This window comes from Brevundimonas vesicularis NBRC 12165 (genome assembly GCF_001592205.1).
Classification (GTDB): Bacteria; Pseudomonadota; Alphaproteobacteria; order Caulobacterales; family Caulobacteraceae; genus Brevundimonas; species Brevundimonas vesicularis.
Genome location: NZ_BCWM01000028.1, coordinates 1 through 16052, shown reverse-complemented (window position 1 = coordinate 16052; position 16052 = coordinate 1). Strand labels below are relative to the sequence as shown.

At 66.5% G+C, this 16052-nt stretch carries 15 protein-coding genes; 10 read left to right on the top strand and 5 right to left on the bottom strand.

The window, feature by feature from the left end:
* Positions 1-349: 349 nt before the first annotated feature.
* Positions 350-1729 carry a sensor histidine kinase gene (locus tag BVE01S_RS16100; RefSeq protein ID WP_157076498.1) on the bottom strand — a complete coding sequence of 460 codons (1380 nt, stop codon included), beginning with the start codon at positions 1727-1729 and terminating at the stop codon, positions 350-352.
* Positions 1726-2415, bottom strand: coding sequence for a response regulator transcription factor (locus BVE01S_RS16095; protein WP_066629792.1), 690 nt, complete (start codon positions 2413-2415; stop codon positions 1726-1728). Before BVE01S_RS16095 ends, BVE01S_RS16100 begins: the two co-directional genes overlap by 4 nt.
* A 113-nt stretch (positions 2416-2528) precedes the next feature.
* Here BVE01S_RS16095 and BVE01S_RS16090 point away from each other — a divergent pair, with 113 nt between their 5' ends.
* The 3 genes from BVE01S_RS16090 (at position 2529) to BVE01S_RS16080 (ending at position 5420) form a co-directional block, all read left to right on the top strand.
* The gene (locus BVE01S_RS16090) at positions 2529-3218 is read left to right on the top strand and encodes a hypothetical protein (protein ID WP_066629789.1); all 690 of its coding nucleotides are present in this window, start codon (positions 2529-2531) and stop codon (positions 3216-3218) included.
* Between the two features lie 37 nt (positions 3219-3255).
* A complete protein-coding gene (locus tag BVE01S_RS16085) occupies positions 3256-4947 on the top strand; it encodes a caspase family protein (RefSeq protein ID WP_167544802.1) in 1692 nt (563 codons plus the stop codon).
* A gap of 116 nt (positions 4948-5063) precedes the next feature.
* The gene (locus tag BVE01S_RS16080) at positions 5064-5420 is read left to right on the top strand and encodes a hypothetical protein (protein ID WP_240612036.1); all 357 of its coding nucleotides are present in this window, start codon (positions 5064-5066) and stop codon (positions 5418-5420) included.
* Positions 5421-5424: 4 nt separating this feature from the next.
* Here the strand turns inward: BVE01S_RS16080 and BVE01S_RS16075 are convergent, their stop codons facing one another.
* Entirely contained in the window at positions 5425-6972 is a 1548-nt protein-coding gene (locus tag BVE01S_RS16075; RefSeq protein WP_157076497.1) for a tetratricopeptide repeat protein, read from the bottom strand.
* Positions 6973-7060: 88 nt separating this feature from the next.
* Between BVE01S_RS16075 and BVE01S_RS16070 the strand changes: the two genes are divergently transcribed.
* The 6 genes from BVE01S_RS16070 to BVE01S_RS16045 all read left to right on the top strand — a co-directional run bounded on the left by BVE01S_RS16070 (position 7061) and on the right by BVE01S_RS16045 (position 12345).
* A complete protein-coding gene (locus BVE01S_RS16070) occupies positions 7061-8635 on the top strand; it encodes a CHAT domain-containing protein (RefSeq protein ID WP_066629783.1) in 1575 nt (524 codons plus the stop codon).
* 67 nt (positions 8636-8702) lie between these two features.
* A complete protein-coding gene (locus BVE01S_RS16065) occupies positions 8703-9944 on the top strand; it encodes an SEL1-like repeat protein (protein ID WP_066629780.1) in 1242 nt (413 codons plus the stop codon).
* A 2-nt stretch (positions 9945-9946) separates the two neighbouring features.
* Positions 9947-11155, top strand: coding sequence for a hypothetical protein (locus tag BVE01S_RS16060; protein ID WP_066629778.1), 1209 nt, complete (start codon positions 9947-9949; stop codon positions 11153-11155).
* A gap of 59 nt (positions 11156-11214) precedes the next feature.
* The gene (locus BVE01S_RS16055; RefSeq protein WP_066629776.1) at positions 11215-11544 is read left to right on the top strand and encodes a DUF6980 family protein; all 330 of its coding nucleotides are present in this window, start codon (positions 11215-11217) and stop codon (positions 11542-11544) included.
* A 147-nt stretch (positions 11545-11691) separates the two neighbouring features.
* On the top strand, positions 11692-12123 hold the full coding sequence (locus BVE01S_RS16050; RefSeq protein WP_146112025.1) for a hypothetical protein: 432 nt from the start codon (positions 11692-11694) through the stop codon (positions 12121-12123).
* A 12-nt stretch (positions 12124-12135) separates the two neighbouring features.
* Positions 12136-12345, top strand: coding sequence for a hypothetical protein (locus tag BVE01S_RS16045; protein WP_066629772.1), 210 nt, complete (start codon positions 12136-12138; stop codon positions 12343-12345).
* A gap of 298 nt (positions 12346-12643) precedes the next feature.
* Here BVE01S_RS16045 and BVE01S_RS16040 read toward each other — a convergent pair whose 3' ends face one another.
* Complete coding sequence (locus BVE01S_RS16040; RefSeq protein ID WP_066629770.1) at positions 12644-14677, bottom strand: TonB-dependent receptor; 2034 nt, start codon at positions 14675-14677, stop codon at positions 12644-12646.
* A gap of 332 nt (positions 14678-15009) precedes the next feature.
* Between BVE01S_RS16040 and BVE01S_RS16035 the strand changes: the two genes are divergently transcribed.
* Positions 15010-15594, top strand: coding sequence for a hypothetical protein (locus BVE01S_RS16035; protein WP_066629768.1), 585 nt, complete (start codon positions 15010-15012; stop codon positions 15592-15594).
* Positions 15595-15633: 39 nt separating this feature from the next.
* Here BVE01S_RS16035 and BVE01S_RS17080 read toward each other — a convergent pair.
* Positions 15634-16052, bottom strand: a 419-nt coding sequence (locus BVE01S_RS17080) for a hypothetical protein (protein ID WP_169802137.1), incomplete at its 5' end; no start/stop codon positions are given.

Sequence of the window (16052 nt, the reverse complement as noted above, 5' to 3'; positions counted from 1 at the left end):
AAAACACCAAAAAGCCCCGCCGCCAAAAGCCGTGGGGCTTTCTGCTGTCGGGAAGCCAGAAAGCTAATCTTTCGAGCGGCCCACTTCCACGTCACTTGATGGGGCCAGTGCATTCCAGCAGCACGCTCTCTTTCGGTCGTTATCGGGGACCGAACGGCAGTAACGATGTCTGTTTGCGCCTCCAAGCGTGCATACGAGAAGTCCGCCATTCGCGTCTCTAACTATTCAATCCAGCCTCTCGAAGCCTCCATGGCAGTTGAAGTCGCGACAGGCGAGATTGGAGACGGTTGAGATTTTGGCGAGGAACCGCGACTCACCTGCCGGCACGTGACGTCCTTGCGACCAATGATCAGGCGACGGGATCACTCTGAGCAAAGGTGAGGACGACGCGGAGTCCTCGATCGTGTGGTCCGTCTTCAAGTCGAAGCTCGGCGGCATGCCGTGCGGCGACGGCCGACACCAAGGCCAGCCCCAGGCCGAGACCTGGGGCATACGCCATGGCGCCGCGCGTGTGCGGTCTGAGCATTTCGCTTCGCGTGGATGCGGGAACGCCGGGACCATCGTCCGCGACCGAGAGCTCGACTCCGCCTTCGACGGGCTCAACGGCGATCCGCACCGTTGAGCCGCGGGGGCAGTATTTGATGGCGTTGTCGAGCAGGTTGGCGACGACGCGGATCAGCAGGGCCTGCTCGCCGGCGACATGGGCTGGCTGGAGGTCCAGCGTGAGTGCGATCCCGGCGTCCTCGGCGACAGGTCGATAGAGGTCGGCCGCCTGTTGCGCGATGACCGACAGATCGACGGGCGACAGGACGACGGTCGATCCCGCCTCGATCTCCGCGAGGTCGAGCAGCGCGTCGAATGTCTCCAGTATGGCGTTCGTCTCGGCGATCGCGGCCTCGGCCGCCTTGCGCGCCTGGTCGAGGGTGGCGGCGGTTCGGATTGTGTCGAGGTCTGAGCGCAAACGTGCGATGGGCGTGCGCAGGTCGTGCGCCGCCCGGTTGGAGACCTCTCGCAGGCCGCCCACTAGGGCGTCGATCCGCTCGAACATGGCGCTCACTGACCGGGCCAGGGCGCCGAACTCGTCCGACGCAGCGGCGCCGGGCGCGCGGGCGGTCAGGTCGCCCGCCCCGAAGTCTTCGCAGGCCTGGTTGACGGCTTCGACGCGGCGGACCAGGCGCAGGCTGGCGATGGGGCCGATGACGAAGGCGACGAGGCCGGCCAACGCGAGCGCCAGCAGGCCGACGGCCATGACGTCACGCTCCAGTCCCGCTTCGTCCTGAGTTCGACCAAGCAGGATATAGGCGCCTTGACCGAGATCGACCCGGTCGATCGCCGCGACCGACAACCACCCACGCGTGGCCAGGACCATCTGACCATCTCGCGCCAACCTTACGCTGGAGGCTGATAGGTTCCCAAACCAGTCCCCGCTGGGCGCGACAAGCGCATACTGGACGCGATCCTTGCCCTGGGCGATCCGGGCGCCGACGATGGCGCGGGCGATGTCGAGGCGGAGCGCCGGCGGCGCCTCGTCAATCTTGGTCTTCAGGTCGCGGCTGTCGGTGAAGACCAGGGATTGGAGGCGTTCGCGGTTTTTCTGGGCGACCAGATGCATGGCCCCCGTGAAGAACAGGCCCGAAATGAGGATGAAGACGACGGCGTAAGCAAGCGACAGGCGTGCGACAGACGAGGCGCGCCTGGGGCTAGGCTGGGTTCTGCGCCCACCCTTCACGCCGTTGCGCCGTCCGACAGCATGAAGCCCTGGCCGCGCACGGTCTCGATCAGCGGCGCGCCCGCGACGGCCTGGATCTTGGCGCGCAGCCGCGACAGGTTCACGTCGATGACGTTGATCTGCGGCGGTATCCGATACTCGGGCCAGCAGGCGTCCCACAGCATCTGGCGCGAGACCACCAGATCGTGATTGGCGGCCAGGAAGGCGAGGATGTCGAACTCCTTTGGCGACAGGTCGAGGTGGCGGTTGCGCCAGTGGGCGGTGCGCGCCTTGACCCGGACTTCCAGTTCGCCGAGCAGAAAGACCTCGGGATGGCCGCGTGTCGAGCCGCGCCGCAGCATGGCGCGCAGACGCGCGACCAGTTCCTCGCCCTCGAACGGTTTGACCAAATAGTCGTCGGCGCCGGCGTCCAGCCCCTCCACGCGATGCCGGGTCGCGCCGAGGTTGGACAGGACGAGAGCGGGCGTGCGGACGCCCAGGGCGCGCAGTTGCGCTAGACCTTCCAGTCCGTCTCCGTCTTCCACCATGCGGTCGAGGATCAGGACGTCGAACGGTTTGGCGCCCGCCGTCTTCACGGCGGCGGCGACGGTGGCTTGTGACACCAGGTCCAGATCAGGGACATCGGCCAGCGCGGAGCGCACGCGATCGGCGGCGTCGCCATCGTCTTCCAGCAACAGTATGCGCATGGCGGCCTCCTTCGGCGCCCATCCTAGGCTGCGGCGCGGCCGGGCGGGGCTGACAAGGCTCGTAAGTTGCGATGGTCGCCGAGTATGAGGCAAGAAGAACAATGCTCGTTCGAATGCTTTGCCTCGGTATCCTGGCGTCCGGTCTGACCGTCGAGGCGACGGCAGCCCAATCGCTGTCCGCGCCAGCCCTTCAAATGGACGCCGCCACGGAGACGGCGGCGGCGCCGTTTGAGACCTTGGAGTTGTCGGCGCGTCTGGCGCGTCTCGGAAGGGAGCGCGGCGATCCTTGGCTGTTGGCGACGGCGGCGAGGCTGCGTCTCTCTACGCCCGCGCCCGTACGCACGGCTCAGCCGGAACCGGCCGAACCCGCTCTGCGGGACGGGGAGAGGGATTCGACCGATGAAGGAGCATGGCCTCAGGTCGCGGAGGTTTGGCTGAACGAAGCGGAAGTGCTGGCCGAAGGTGACGCGCAGATCCTCGCCTTCATCACGTCGATCCGGGCCATGGAATACAAGGGCAGGACGGGCGGCCCGTTGATGTCGCTGGCGCGGCTGCCAGCGGGGCAGGCGCATGTCTTTCGCGAGCGGTTCGCGCCAGGTCGGCCCGCGGTCGTCTATGTCGAAGGAGACGGGGACGCGCCGCTGGCGGTGACGGTCAAGGCCGGCAAGGGCCTTGTCTGTCAGGCGGCCGGTCCGGGCGACGTCAAGCTGTGCGCCTGGACGGCGCGCGAGCCCGGAGACTATGAGGTCGAGGTCCGCAATCTCGGCGCCGCCGCAAATCGTTACGCCTATGGCACCAACTAGGGCCCGAGCCGCGGTCGGGCTATGGCTCGCGCTTGGCGTGGGACTTTGGGCAGGCGTCGCGAGCGCCGAGAGCCGGGCTCTGTTGATCGGGATCGGGCGATATCGCGGTCTGCCGTCCGACTTCCGCCTCGCCGCGCCCGACCAGGATGTGACGCGCCTGAGCCGATCGCTGCAGGAGGCGGGCCTTTCCGAGGCGGCCATCAAGACCATCTCGGATCAGGACAGCCCGGCCGGGGCTAGCCGCGCCGCCATTCTCGAGCAGTTGGCGGCTCTGGAGCGAGAGGTGAAGCCCGACGACCGGGTGCTGATTTACTTCTCGGGGCATGGCGGTCAGCGGCTGGCGACTGCTGGAGCGCAAGAGACGGACGGATTGGAGGAGGTCTGGCTGGCCTCCGACGCCGCTTTGGACGCCGGTGGTCGCCCGGCCGGCGGCGTGATCGCGGACCGTGAAATCGCGGCCGCTGTCTCGCGGTTGCGCCGACGGGGTGCCGATGTCTGGCTGGTGGTGGACGCCTGCTATGCGGCGGGGGTGACGAGAGGACGCGGGGCGCAAAACGGCCAGGTGAAAACCGTTTCGCGGGGCGGCCCGGTCAGACGCGGACCGAACGTGCTCATCCGGCAGGAGCCAGGGTTTGGCAATCTGTCGTCATCGCGGGGTCCGGCGGGAGCGTTCGTCGGCTTCTACGCCGCAGGCGACGACGGCTTGGCTTTGGCGACCGACAAGGGCTCGGCCTTTTCAAACGCCCTGATACGAAGCCTCGACGCCGGTCGCACCCGCAGCCTGCGAGATCTGGCGGCGGGTCTGCTGTCCGCCGATGGCCGGCTGGGGCCGGACGCCCCGCGTCCGGTGTTCGAAGGCGACCTGGACGGCCCGGTTCTCGACGTGGTCGCCGGACGACAAAGGCGCTTCGCCATCGTGCGCCGAGGCGCCCAGACATTGCTCACAGCCGGGTTGGAGGAGGGTTTGGCGACCGATGAGCAGGTCGTGCTGGAAGACGAAGATCAAGCGGTTCTGGGCTATGGCCGGATCGCCTCGGCCGGCCTCGGGCGTTCGGTGCTGGAAGCGGGATCGGCAGACGCGGTCGCGGCGCGGATCCCACCCCCCGTCGGTCAACCGAAGTCGCCGGCCGACCGCGTGGCGATGGCGATCGCTGCGCTGGGCGGAGGCTGGGCGCCCGACAGCTTGTCGATCGTCACGCGGCTTGATCGACCCGCGGCAGGGCGGTGCGGCGATGCGGTCGATGCGCAGGCGCCGCCCGCCACGGCGCGGATCGTATCGCTTATGGCCCTGCCGGCATTGCGCGCCTGTGACAGGTTATATGTCGAGATGGTCAATACGGGCCGCGCGACCTTGGACGTGAACGTGCTCTATCTGTCTGCGGACGGAAGCGTTGTCGGCCCCAGCCTGCATCCGTCGGACACGGTGCGTCTAGCGCCGGGGGAGAGGCGGAGCGCCGCCTTGCGGATCGTCTCGGAGCGGAACGCGGTCATAGAGCGTCTCGCCATCCTCGCGATCCCCGCAGCGACGCGTTTTCCGGCCGATCTGCGATATCTCGCCGCTTTGTCCAGCCGTTCCGGCGACAGAGGCGAAACCGCCGCCGAGCCCGGTTCTCTGGCCGGCTGGTTGGTCGACGCCTTGGATGGACGGCCGCATCGCGGCGGCGTCTCCGGGCCGCCCCCGGGCCAGGCGGCCATTGCCGTCGCCTTTCCCGTCGTCGTCCTCCCATGACGGCGAATGTCAGAATGTCCCGGCTGTCTTACGGCGACGGTAAGTGGGGCCGGACGACGGTCTGAGCCACTCTATCGTCAACGACGTCGCGTCGACGTCCGTGGAGAGGAACCGTCATGATCAATCGTAAGAGCTTTATCCGCGCCATCGGCCTGACCGCTGCGATGGCGACCCTGACCTTGGGCGTCGCCGCGCCGGCCTCGGCCGGCGCGGGCGCCGATCGCCGCGTCCGCATCATCAACGATACGCGTGTGACCATGACGCAGTTCTACGCTTCCAGCGTGGACGCCGACGATTGGGAAGAAGACATCCTGGGCAACGACGTGCTGCGCCCCGGTCGCTCGGTGCGTATCAACATCGATGACGGCACCGGCGAATGCTATTTCGACTTCAAGGCCGTCTTCGCCGATGGCGACGTGCTGGTCCGCGAACGCATCAACGTCTGCAGCATCAGCGAATACCGCTACCGTTGAGGTCTTAAGGCGTGGCGGCGTCCTGTCGCCACGCCGTCTCGATCCGATTGACGAAGGCCTGCCGCGTGATGGTGGAAAGGCCTTGGCTCGGAATGCCGGCCCTCGCAGAGGCCAGGATCAGAGCGCGCGCTCCGTTTCCCGCATCGGTCGCCATCGCCGACAGATCCGCATCCAGCGGACCCGCCTGCGCCAAACCCAGATCGACCCGTGCGGTCTCCGCCGCGATCCGCGTCGGCGCCGAAGGGGGACGAGCCTGCGCGACAGCGACGGCGGTGTCGAGTTTGGTGAGTGCCTGATCGAGCCGCCCCTCACGCACATCCGCACGCGCCTGGATCAGCAACGGCCCTGAAATCGCAGGGGCCTGAGGCGCGATCCGGGCATAGATGTCCAGCGCCTCCTGCGCGCGCTGCACGGCGAGAGTCTCGTCGCCATTGTCTTCGCGCGCCTTGGCCAGTTGGGCCAGCAGCGCCGCACGGCCTTGCTGACCGGAAACCTCTAGCCCCAGGTCATCGAGGGCGCCTTCGAGACGGGCGACCGCCGCAGCCGGCCGCCCCGCCTGAACGTCGAGGTCGGCCAGCATCCCTTGGGCGGTGGTGGCGGTGCGACGCCCGGCGGCGGCCCCCTGCGCATAGGTTTCAACCGCGTGCTCCAGCAACGGCCTGGCCAGTTCGGGGCGGCCCATGTCGATGTAGAGCGACCCCAAGCCTGCCAGCGCATTGCCCCTGAGGGAAGGCTGGGGCGACTGCTGCGCGTCGAGCAGCGCCAGTTGCTCACGCAGGGACCGTTCAGCGTCTGCCAACCGCCCGGTGCGCTGCTGGGCCGCCGCCAAGGCTCGCAGCGCGCCGATCAGGGTTGGATCGCCTGCAGGTGCCGATGCGCGCTGGATGTCCACAGAGGTCTCGGCCTCTTCGAGCGACTCAATCAGCCGCCCTTCATTCAGCAGGAGGATGTTGAGGTAGTTATAGACCAGCGGGCGGTAACGCTGTCCGGTCTCGTCAGCCGAGGCTAGCGTCGTGATAGCCGACCGATAGCTCGCTTCAGCGTCGCGACGTCGATCCTGCGCCTGCTGCGCCATGCCCAGAACGGCGATCCCCATGCCGACGTCCGTGCGCATCGCCGGCGTATCGGGCGATTGGCGAAGGCCCGCCAAAGCCTTTTCGATGACCGCTTGGGCCTCGATGGGCTTGCCCGTCATGATGGTGTTGACGGCGATCTGGATGCGCAAATTGTGTAGTCTGGGGTCGTTCGCATCCAGAGCCGCCTCGCGTAGCGCCAGCGCTTCGTGACAGTCGGAAATGTCGGGCTCGGACTGGTTGGACCTCGCATCGCAGCGGGCGACCAGAGCGTCGGACAGCAGGATCGGATCGGCGGGCCGGATCGCGCGTGCCGCCGCAATGGCGCGGTCAACCGCCACGAAAGCATCGTCCAGCCGGCCGCTTTCGCGCGCCACGGTCGCGGCCTGAATGTCGGCGAGGATCGCGTCGCGCGGCTCGGTCGCCGCAGCCGGCGCCGACTGGGGGGCGAAGAGCAACAGGCTGATCAATTGAAACATCGCGCCGGTCCCCGTGGCCATTGCGATAATGGCGCTCGCCACACGCTGTAATGTCAAGCATGATCGGCGTCGGGAACGAGGGACAATCGTGAAACGACTGGTTTTGACCGCCTTGTTCGGCCTGGCGTGGGCGTGTCCCGCCGTTTCTCAGGACCGATCCCCGCTGGAGGTCGCCTTCGAAGACGCGCAGCTGGCCACCGCGCCGGGCGCGGGGCTGGCGCTGGCCGAAGGCGCCGCCCGTATCGCGGCGAACGATCCGGGTTTGAGGGAAGCCTTCGAAGCGCACCGGGCGGCGGAACAGACGCGTCGCGCGCTCGAGACGGTCCTGGCGACCTTGCGCGCGCAGGGTGCGCCTGCGGCGGAACGCGCCCGTGGCGTCGCCGCCGATCTCGACCGGGCGACCGAGGCGGCGCAGGCGTCGCGCGACCGTCTGGACCGCGTCTATCCGGCCTTTGGCGACCTGACGGATCCGACGCCCCTGTCCATCACCCAGGTCCAGACGCTGCTGAAGCCGGGCGAAGGATTGGTCGTCATTCTGCCGACCGATCGCGCGACCTATGTCTGGGCCGTGACGGCGGACAGCGCCGTCTGGCGCCGCTCCGACCTGACCGCCAGCGAAGTCGCAGACGAGGCTGCGCGCCTCCAGGCGGGTTTGTCCGGCGTCGGCGGCCGGGGCGCGGTGGATGCCGCGCGCCCTGTCCGCTCTGGCGCAGGGTTTGATCGCGCGGCCGCTTACCGGCTTTACCAAGCGCTCTGGGCGCCGGTGGTCGAAAGCCTGTCCCAAGTCCACACGCTCTATCTGGTGGTGGATGGGCCGCTGCGAGCCGTTCCGCCCGGCGTGCTGGTCACCGCTCTGCCAACCGGCGACGATAGCGACCCCTCAGCGCTCCGGGCTACCGCTTGGCTGCAGCGCAGTTACGCCTTCGCCCTGTTGCCAACGGTCACCAGCCTGAGGGCCGTGCAGCGCACCAACACCGGCGACAGTCGCGGCTTCGCGGGGTTCGGCGATGCAGAGACTGACGCCTATCCCGTCGGATCGACGGCCAAGGCGCTGGCCCCTTTGCCTGGCGCGGGGCGGGAGCTTCGCGCCCTGTCGCGCGCCATGCGCAGCGGGGGTCGCAGCCTGAAGCTGGGCGCGGAAGCCACCGAAGCCGCCGTGAAGTCCGCGCCGCTTTCGAACGTCTCCGTCGTGGCCTTCGCCATACACGCCTTGCCCGTGAAGGACGCCGACGACCCGAGCTTGGAACCGGCTCTGGTGTTCACGCCGCCCGCGCAGCCCCAAGGCGATGACGACGGCGTCCTGACCGCCAGCGAGGCGGCTCAGCTGCATTTGAAGGCCGATCTGGTCATCCTCAGCGCGTGCAACACCGCCCAGGACGACCCCCAGGCCCTGGGTGTAAACAGTCTGTCGCGCGCCTTCTTCTATGCGGGCGCGCGGTCGCTGCTGGTTTCCAACTGGCGGATACGGGACGATGTCGCCGAGCGTCTGTCGGTCCGCACCGTGACCTTGGCGCAAAGGAATCGTGCAGCGGTCGCCGACGCCTTGCAGCGCGCCTCGCTCGAAATGATGAACGACCGATCCGATCCCAGTTTCGCCCACCCCGCCCAATGGGCGGCGTTCAGCGTGCTGGGCGACGGCGCCGTTCGTCTTCCCGGACGCTGACGGCATTCGTCAGACGACGCCATTCGTCCATCCGTCCATCCTGTCTCCAACCTTGGAGGGATGGGAAATGAAGGTGATGCGGATCGGGGTGGCTTTGGGACTGGCTCTGGCGCTCGGCGTCGGCGCGGCGGCGGCGGATCCCCAAACGGACGAGGCGAACCGCCAGCGGCAGATGGCGTCGATGCGTCAAGAAGCGGCGAGGGCTGATCAGGCCAGCGCGGATCGTAGCCTGGCGCAACAGCAGAATGCGGCCAATGCGTCGCGACAAGGCCCCAACTCGGGAATATCCGCCGGCAGCGGCGGCCCCTCATCCAGCACGCCGGGATGGGCAAGCGGCGGCGGTTCGGCCAATACCGGCCCACAGAGCGTCGTGGATAGTTACACCCTGACGTTCTGGGTCCAGGAAAGCACGCCGCAGATGCTGGCCCGGCTTGGCGACGCCGCCCGCAACGGAGACGGCGGCGCAGCCTATAACCTGGCGCGCATCTACTATACCGGTTTCGAAGGCGTCCCGCGCGACGACGCGGCCGCGCGGCGCCTGTTCGGACAGGCGGCGCGCGCGGGCCATGCGCAGAGCCAGGCCAACTACGGCTTCTTCCTGCGCCAGGGCATCGGCGGCGAGATCGATGCGGCGGAAGGCCAGCGTTGGTTGAAGGCGGCTTCGGACGCCGGCAACAGTTTCGGTCAGGCGCAGTACGCTTTCAGCATCTGGTCCGAACAGCCCGAAGCGGCCTTGCCGCTGCTGAAGACCGCCGCCGACGCCGGTGAAATGACCGCCCAGGCTTTGCTCGGCAGCCTCTACGCCATGGGCTACACCGTTGCGCAGGATGACAGCCAGGCGGTGCATTATCTCTCCGCCGCCGCCGCGCAGGACGAGCCAGGCTCCCAAGGGCTGCTGGCAGGCCTGTATCTGACCGGCAGAGGAGGTGGCTCGGAGACCGAAGGCTATCGGCTCCTGAAGCTCGGCGCCGAGGGCGGCGACGCCGATTCCATGCGCAACTACGGCCTCAGCCTGGTTCAGGGAAAGGGCTATCCGAAGGACGCAGCCGCCGGCGCCGCCATTGTTCGCCGGGCCGCCGTCAAGGGCGACGCCAAATCACAGATGCTGTTGGGCGACCTTTACAACGAGGGCCTTGGCGTGCCCGAGCGTGAAGAGGACGCCATCTATTGGTGGAACCGCGCCGCGGAAGCCGGCGATGCCGAAGCCGTCGAGGCGATGAACGCGGTGCGGGCCGGCAACTATGTGGTCGGGCGCGCCCCGACCGAAGGCGTCGCCGAGGTCGCGAACGCGTCCGGGCGGGGGAAATAGTCGTGTCGATCGCGAGCCATCTCACGCAGGCAGGGCGGGTTGCGGCGGCTCTGGCGGTCGCCCTCTTCACGACGGCAGGTGCGACGTTGCCGCGGGATGTGTCCGAGGCGGTTCAACGCTCCCTGGACGCCATGGACGATGGGTCCCGGCCCGCGATCACGCCGGAAAGCCTCGCGTCGCAGGTCTCGATCAGCCCATCGGGCGACGATTGGGTGATCGACTATGAGAAGACCGGTGACTTCGGTTGGTGCGGCACGGGCGGATGCACCCACGAACTGTGGGTCGCGCGAGAGGGCGGCCATGTCCTCGTCTTCAGCGAAGCTGTGCTGGACTGGCGGATTACGCCCGGCGCGCCGGCGATACTCGATATCGACATCCACGGGGCCAACTGCGACGCCACCGGCTCCGAGCCGTGTCTGCGCCGGTTCGTGTGGAATGAGGCGATGGGCCGTCTCGAAGAAGCCGTCAATCGCGAAGGGGTGGGCTATCTCGTGGGGCCATTGTTTCAACCCGTCGAACCCGAACCCCATCCCGCCGAGGTCCAGACCGAAATCGATCGGCGCGAAGCCGTCTGCCACGCCGCCGGTGGACTGATCGACAGCGGAGAATATCCGGCCGTCAGCAGCCCCGATCTGAACGGCGACGGCAGGCGGGACTGGATTATCGGCTCGAGATACATCGGATGTCACTCTGCGACAGACGACGCCTTTCCGATGCCGGCGATGGGCGTCACGGTCATCGCCAGCCTCGACAGCGGCTGGCGAACCGCGCTGACGGTCGAACAACCGGCCTATGTCGTCGAACTGCGCGCAGGCGGACCGGCGCGATTTGGACTGCGTGATGAGGTTTTGTGCCAGACCCAGCCTGGATGCCCGACGCGGTTCTTCACCTGGAATGCTGCGGCTGGCGCGCTTGAGGATCAGGGCGATGTGGCCTGGTCGCCCATTATCGCGCCGACCGCCGAGACCTGGCTCGAATGCGAAGTCGCGCTGACCCGCGAGATCGCATCCAGCGGCGCGGGGCGCCAGGATATGACCGCGTCTTTGCGCGGGCTTCTTGAGGACGTGAAGGCCCGATACGCCCAGGCGTCTCCACCCCTGTCCGCCGCCGACGAAGCCGACAGACGCGTGGCCTTCGCCGAACGCTATGACGACCCCAGCGAACTGGACCAGGCCCGCCGGCGTGGCGATCGTTGCGTGACCCTGCTGTGAGTGGATCAGAAGACGGTGCGGCGGAGCCGGCGAACTCTCCCGCAACGGCCCCAGACCATATGACCCAGCACCCCCAGAACAACTGGGGCTCCATCCGCTACGACGTACGCTTCGACGTCTACTGGGTACAGGCCGGCGACGCCAAACAGCAGCTCTTCTTCTGTCCTTGGTGTGGCGTGCGATTGCCGCCGTCGCAACGAGACCGGTGGTTCGACGCGCTGGAGAGCCAGGGCGTCGATGTCTACAGCGACCTCATACCGTCCGCTTACCAGACCGGCCTATGGCGCGGCGTAGCGAGTGAACCCTCAGGGCAGAAAACCTGGGGCGAGATCGAGGGACGATACTTCGACTTCTTCGACGACGACGCTGCAGCGGGCGATCCCGTCTGACGGCATTCGTCAGACGACAGGTCGTCAACTCTCGTTCAATTCATTCCCAAGGGTCGAGCGGTCTTCGGTTTATCGCGAGGAGCGGTCGGGCTGACTGAGGCAATCTGGTCGCCGTGGACCAATGGAACGGTTGAAATGTCTATCACCATGCGACTGCCGATCTTCTGGGGCGTAGCGATCATCCTGGGCCTGTTCGCCGCCGAAGCCGATGCTGGCGACTGGCGCGAACTTGCCCGAAACAATGGCATAGCAATCGCAGTCGATGCGCTGGGGATGCGTCGCCATGGCGACAAGTTGTCGGTGGATCTCGTTCTCGCCATGCTGCCGGAGCGACAACTGCCGATATACGGCCTTGGCGCCCTCGACATTGACTGCGCCAAGCGCGAAGCCGTCTTCAGCGGCATTCAATACCATCTCGCGAACGGCGACACCTTCGGGGCTAGAACGGGGGAAATCTCGGCCGGTCGCTTTGCCGCCGACGACGAGGTCGAAGGCCTTTGCAAAGGCCGGCTTCCCCCCGGTCCGGGCGCTGATAGCGCGCTAGCGTATTTCAAGGCCAGCTTCTTCCAGCCGGATTGACCGAAAGCTTCCATGTCGCGCTCGTCTCGCACCGCCGCTGGGCGCACCACGCTTACGCCTTACGTCTTCATCTTTCGCGATGAAGGCCATGAGGAACGGGAAGTGATTTTTGCAAGGGACGACGATCAAGCCCGATCCTTCGCCGAGATCATCGTCTTGATCAGCGAGCCTGAAGGCGGTCTAGAGGTTCAACGCCTCGACGGAGCTTCTCTCCGGCTGTGAGCCGCGTGAGTCCGCGTCTGAACCAATTGCCGGCGGCTGGCGCGCCGCTAGATCCCGCCGCTTCGCATGACGACGACCGCGATCAGCGTCAGGAAGACGACGGCTGCGGCCGCTATGGCGAGGGCCGTGATGCGAAAGGCGCCGCGTGTCGGCTTGTCGGGCCGGTCTTCGTAGCCAATCGGGACTTTGCGGGGTTCTTGTCGGTCATGGGCGATCAACGCACGGAGGCGGTTCGCGTTCGCCGACGCGTGTGAGCCTTCGGCGCAACCAAGGCTGCGCCGAAGGCTCTCGATGTTCGTCAGAAGCGGTAGGCGACGCCGACCCGAAGGTTGCGCCCCGGCAGAGGGGCGATGTCCTTGAGGAAGGACACGTGTTCGCGGGCTTCCTCGTCCGTCAGGTTCCGCGCCTCGGCGAACAGGGTGACGTTCTGCTGGGCGAAGGGACGGACGGCGACCGAGGCGTTGACCAAAGTATAGTCGTCGGTCGGCAGTTCGAACGCGTTGGCGACGCGGTCCTGTTCTCCGACGTGGCGAACCTCGGCGCTGGCGTCGAACCTGGTCGATGTCCAAGCCAGACGTCCGGTCACGGAGTAGGGCGGGATCCGCGCGGCAGGACCGAAGTCCGTCTGGGCGTGGACATAGTCGGCCGCGCCTTCCAGCGACAGTTTGCGATCGCCGTCCTGCCAAAGCGCATAGGCGCCTTCCAGCTCGAAGCCATATAATTTCGCGTCGGTCTGGACGAACCGATAGATGGGGAAGAACTCATCCTCTTCCTCGAAATAGAACTGGTCGCCCGTCGGCCGTTCGTCGATGAAGCCGTTATACCAGGAGTGATAGACGTGCAGATCGCCGGTGAACCGGCCGCGATCATAGTGGGCGGTGCCCTCCAGCGTCGTCACCTTTTCGGAGTTCAGCGTCAGGTCGCCGGTCTCGTAGGCGGCGGTGGCGATGTGGACCCCATCGGCGAACAGTTCGACCTCGCTGGGCGCGCGCTCGTTGTGGGCCAGGCTGAGGCCCAGGAACAGGCCGGTGGTCGGGCGGATGAAGGCGGCGGCGGACGCCGACCAGTTGTCGAATTCGCGCGTGACTTCGCTGGCGCCGCCGATGGGCGTGCCGCTGAGTTCACGCCGGTCATAGCGCAGGCCGCCCTCGAAGCCATGGTTGCCGAGGTCCAGACGCTGCACTGTATAGAGGCCCAGTTCGTCGATCTTGACGGAGGGCACGAAGGCCTCCTCGCCGATCGCTTCGAAGTTACGCGACAGGGCCTGGACCCCGACGGCGCCGTTCCAGCCGTTGCGTTCGCGCTGGACGAGGTCCGCACGGCCTTCCCAGCCGTCGGAGTTGAAGATGGTGCCCGGTTCGCCCACGGCCTCGAACTCGGTGTGGGTGTAGTCGGCATGGCCGTAGGAGCCGCGCAGGGCCGAAAAGGGGCCGCTGTCGAAACGGTATTCGCCGCGCGCGTCCCACCGCTTCTGGTTCAGCTTGATGAAGACCGATTCCTCGGCGACCGTGCCGTATTCGCTGTCGGTGTTCTTGTAGGAGACCCCAGCGAAGCCCTTGTCGCCAATGTAGGAACCGCCGACGCCCCAGGCTTCCAGGTCGGTATAGCTGTTGGGCTGGGTTCCGGTGTCCTCGCGCGCAAGGCCTTCGGCGGCGGCGCGCCTGGCGGAAATGGCCGGGGCGGGGATGTCATAGTCGTCGGTCTTGCGCTTCACCCCATCGACCTTGAAGGCGAAGTTTCCACCGCCGACGGTCACGCGTCCGAAGGCGCTGCGGCCGTCATCGACGCTGGAAGCCTGGGTGGAGACCACGCCGGACACGCCGCCCTCGGGGATTTCGGTGGGGATGCGATCGTCCAGAACATTGACCACGCCGCCGATGGCCGAGCCGCCATAGACCAGCGTCGCGGGCCCGCGAATGATCTCGATACGATTGGCCTCGGCCGGATCGGTGGCCACGGCGTGGTCGGGCGAGACAGAGCTCGCGTCGATCAGACCGATGCCGTTGGTCAGCACCTGGACGCGCGGGCCGCTGAGGCCGCGAATGACGGGCCGGCTGGCGCCCGGCGCAAAGTCGGTCGAACGGATACCTGGACGACCGCTCAGCATATCGCCGAGCGAGGCCGCCGGCGCCGTGGCCAGGGTCTGTTCGTCCAGGACGTCCGTCGCGATTACCGAGGCCCGCTGGCTGATGCCATAGGGCGCGCCCGTGACGATGATATCGCCCAACTCCGCCGGGGCTTGCGGAGCGGACTGCGCGGCGGCGGCGCCTGCCAGAATCGTGGAGCCTGCGGCCGCCATGAGCAGGGATCGCGAGACGCTTGAGGGACGCATGGAAAAACTCTCAGCCTGGGGAGGAAGTGACTTGTTACGAGATAACGTCACATAGGCTTTGCGCAATCAAGAACCCGACGACGATTTTGTGTCGGGCGTGTCTCGAGGGGCGCCGGCCGGAGAAAAGTCGTGGACTACTTTAGAGGGAGAATGGCGCGCCGCTGTGGATGATGCTGAGAACTATTCCGTCGTCGTAGGCTGGGCAGCTTAAGCGCGAAACGCGCCAGCAGCGGGAATTACCGCCTTGTCGAAGAGCAGACATCAGAGGCGTCACCGGCCGAAGATCGAACCCCTGTTGGCGCGTCTGTTCTGCCGTGGCACCCTGCTAGACTATGAAACCTATCCTGACCGGCGTTGCTGTTGCCACAATCCTCATCATCATTTGGCTGTGCGCCGTCTTTCGACCGAATGGCGATGTCGGGGCGTTTATTCAGCACCCGGCAACAGCCGCGTGGATCCAGGCCGTTGGATCGATTGCTGCCATCCTCGCGGCCGTCTGGATTGATCGCGGCAGCGCACGTCGGGCAGCTGAGCAGGAGGCTGGCCGTCAAGCGGCGGCCGTTGGTGATTGGACGCGGCTCTCAATCGATACACTGGAGGTTCTGCGGGAGACGCATCAGTTTGTCGATAACGGCACCGCCGGGCAAGCCGAGTGGTTGGAGTTGGACCGGCTCGTCACCAATCAGAAGGCGATCGCCGACATGTATCTTCGCGACCGCCCGCCGTCTGCTGCGACCGGATGGCTCCTGGTTTCGCTGTCCACGTATCTCAACAGCGTGGCATTGGCGTTCAACGAACTCTTCAGCAAACAGGGCGACCCTGACGCTCAACGATCGCTAATCGAGAACAGCTGGAAGGCGGGCGAAGCGGTATGGGTCGATTTCCGGGCGGGAAAACTGGATGTGGGCAAGCTCTGACGCGAACTTCCCGAACGATCTAGACCGCAGTCTTATAAATCATGGAGCGTCCGGCAGATTGGCCACGCCGTCCGCAATCGACCGCGCGAATCCGCGCAGGTTGGCGACGCGGCGCGTAAAGGTGGCTCGATCCATGACAATCGGCTCGCCGAGCGCCGGAAGCTTCTGCGATGGAGTGGAAGCTGAGGCCAGTCGGTTAATCGCCTTCTGATTATAGACGGGAATGCCGTGAGCGCAGAGATTACGCACTGTCACAGCCTCTACCACGCCGCGACGGCCGCCTTTGAGGCTCGACCAATTCCGATCACCCACTTTGAGAAGCGCCGCGCCCCAGACTTCAACCGGCGCGCCAGTGATCCAATGCTCGGCTGCTGAGTCAATTGGCGCAACGGCATCCAGTCCGACGAACGCCGTGCGTGGCGCTCCCTTTAGGATGCAGGCTGTCTCGACTGACGTGA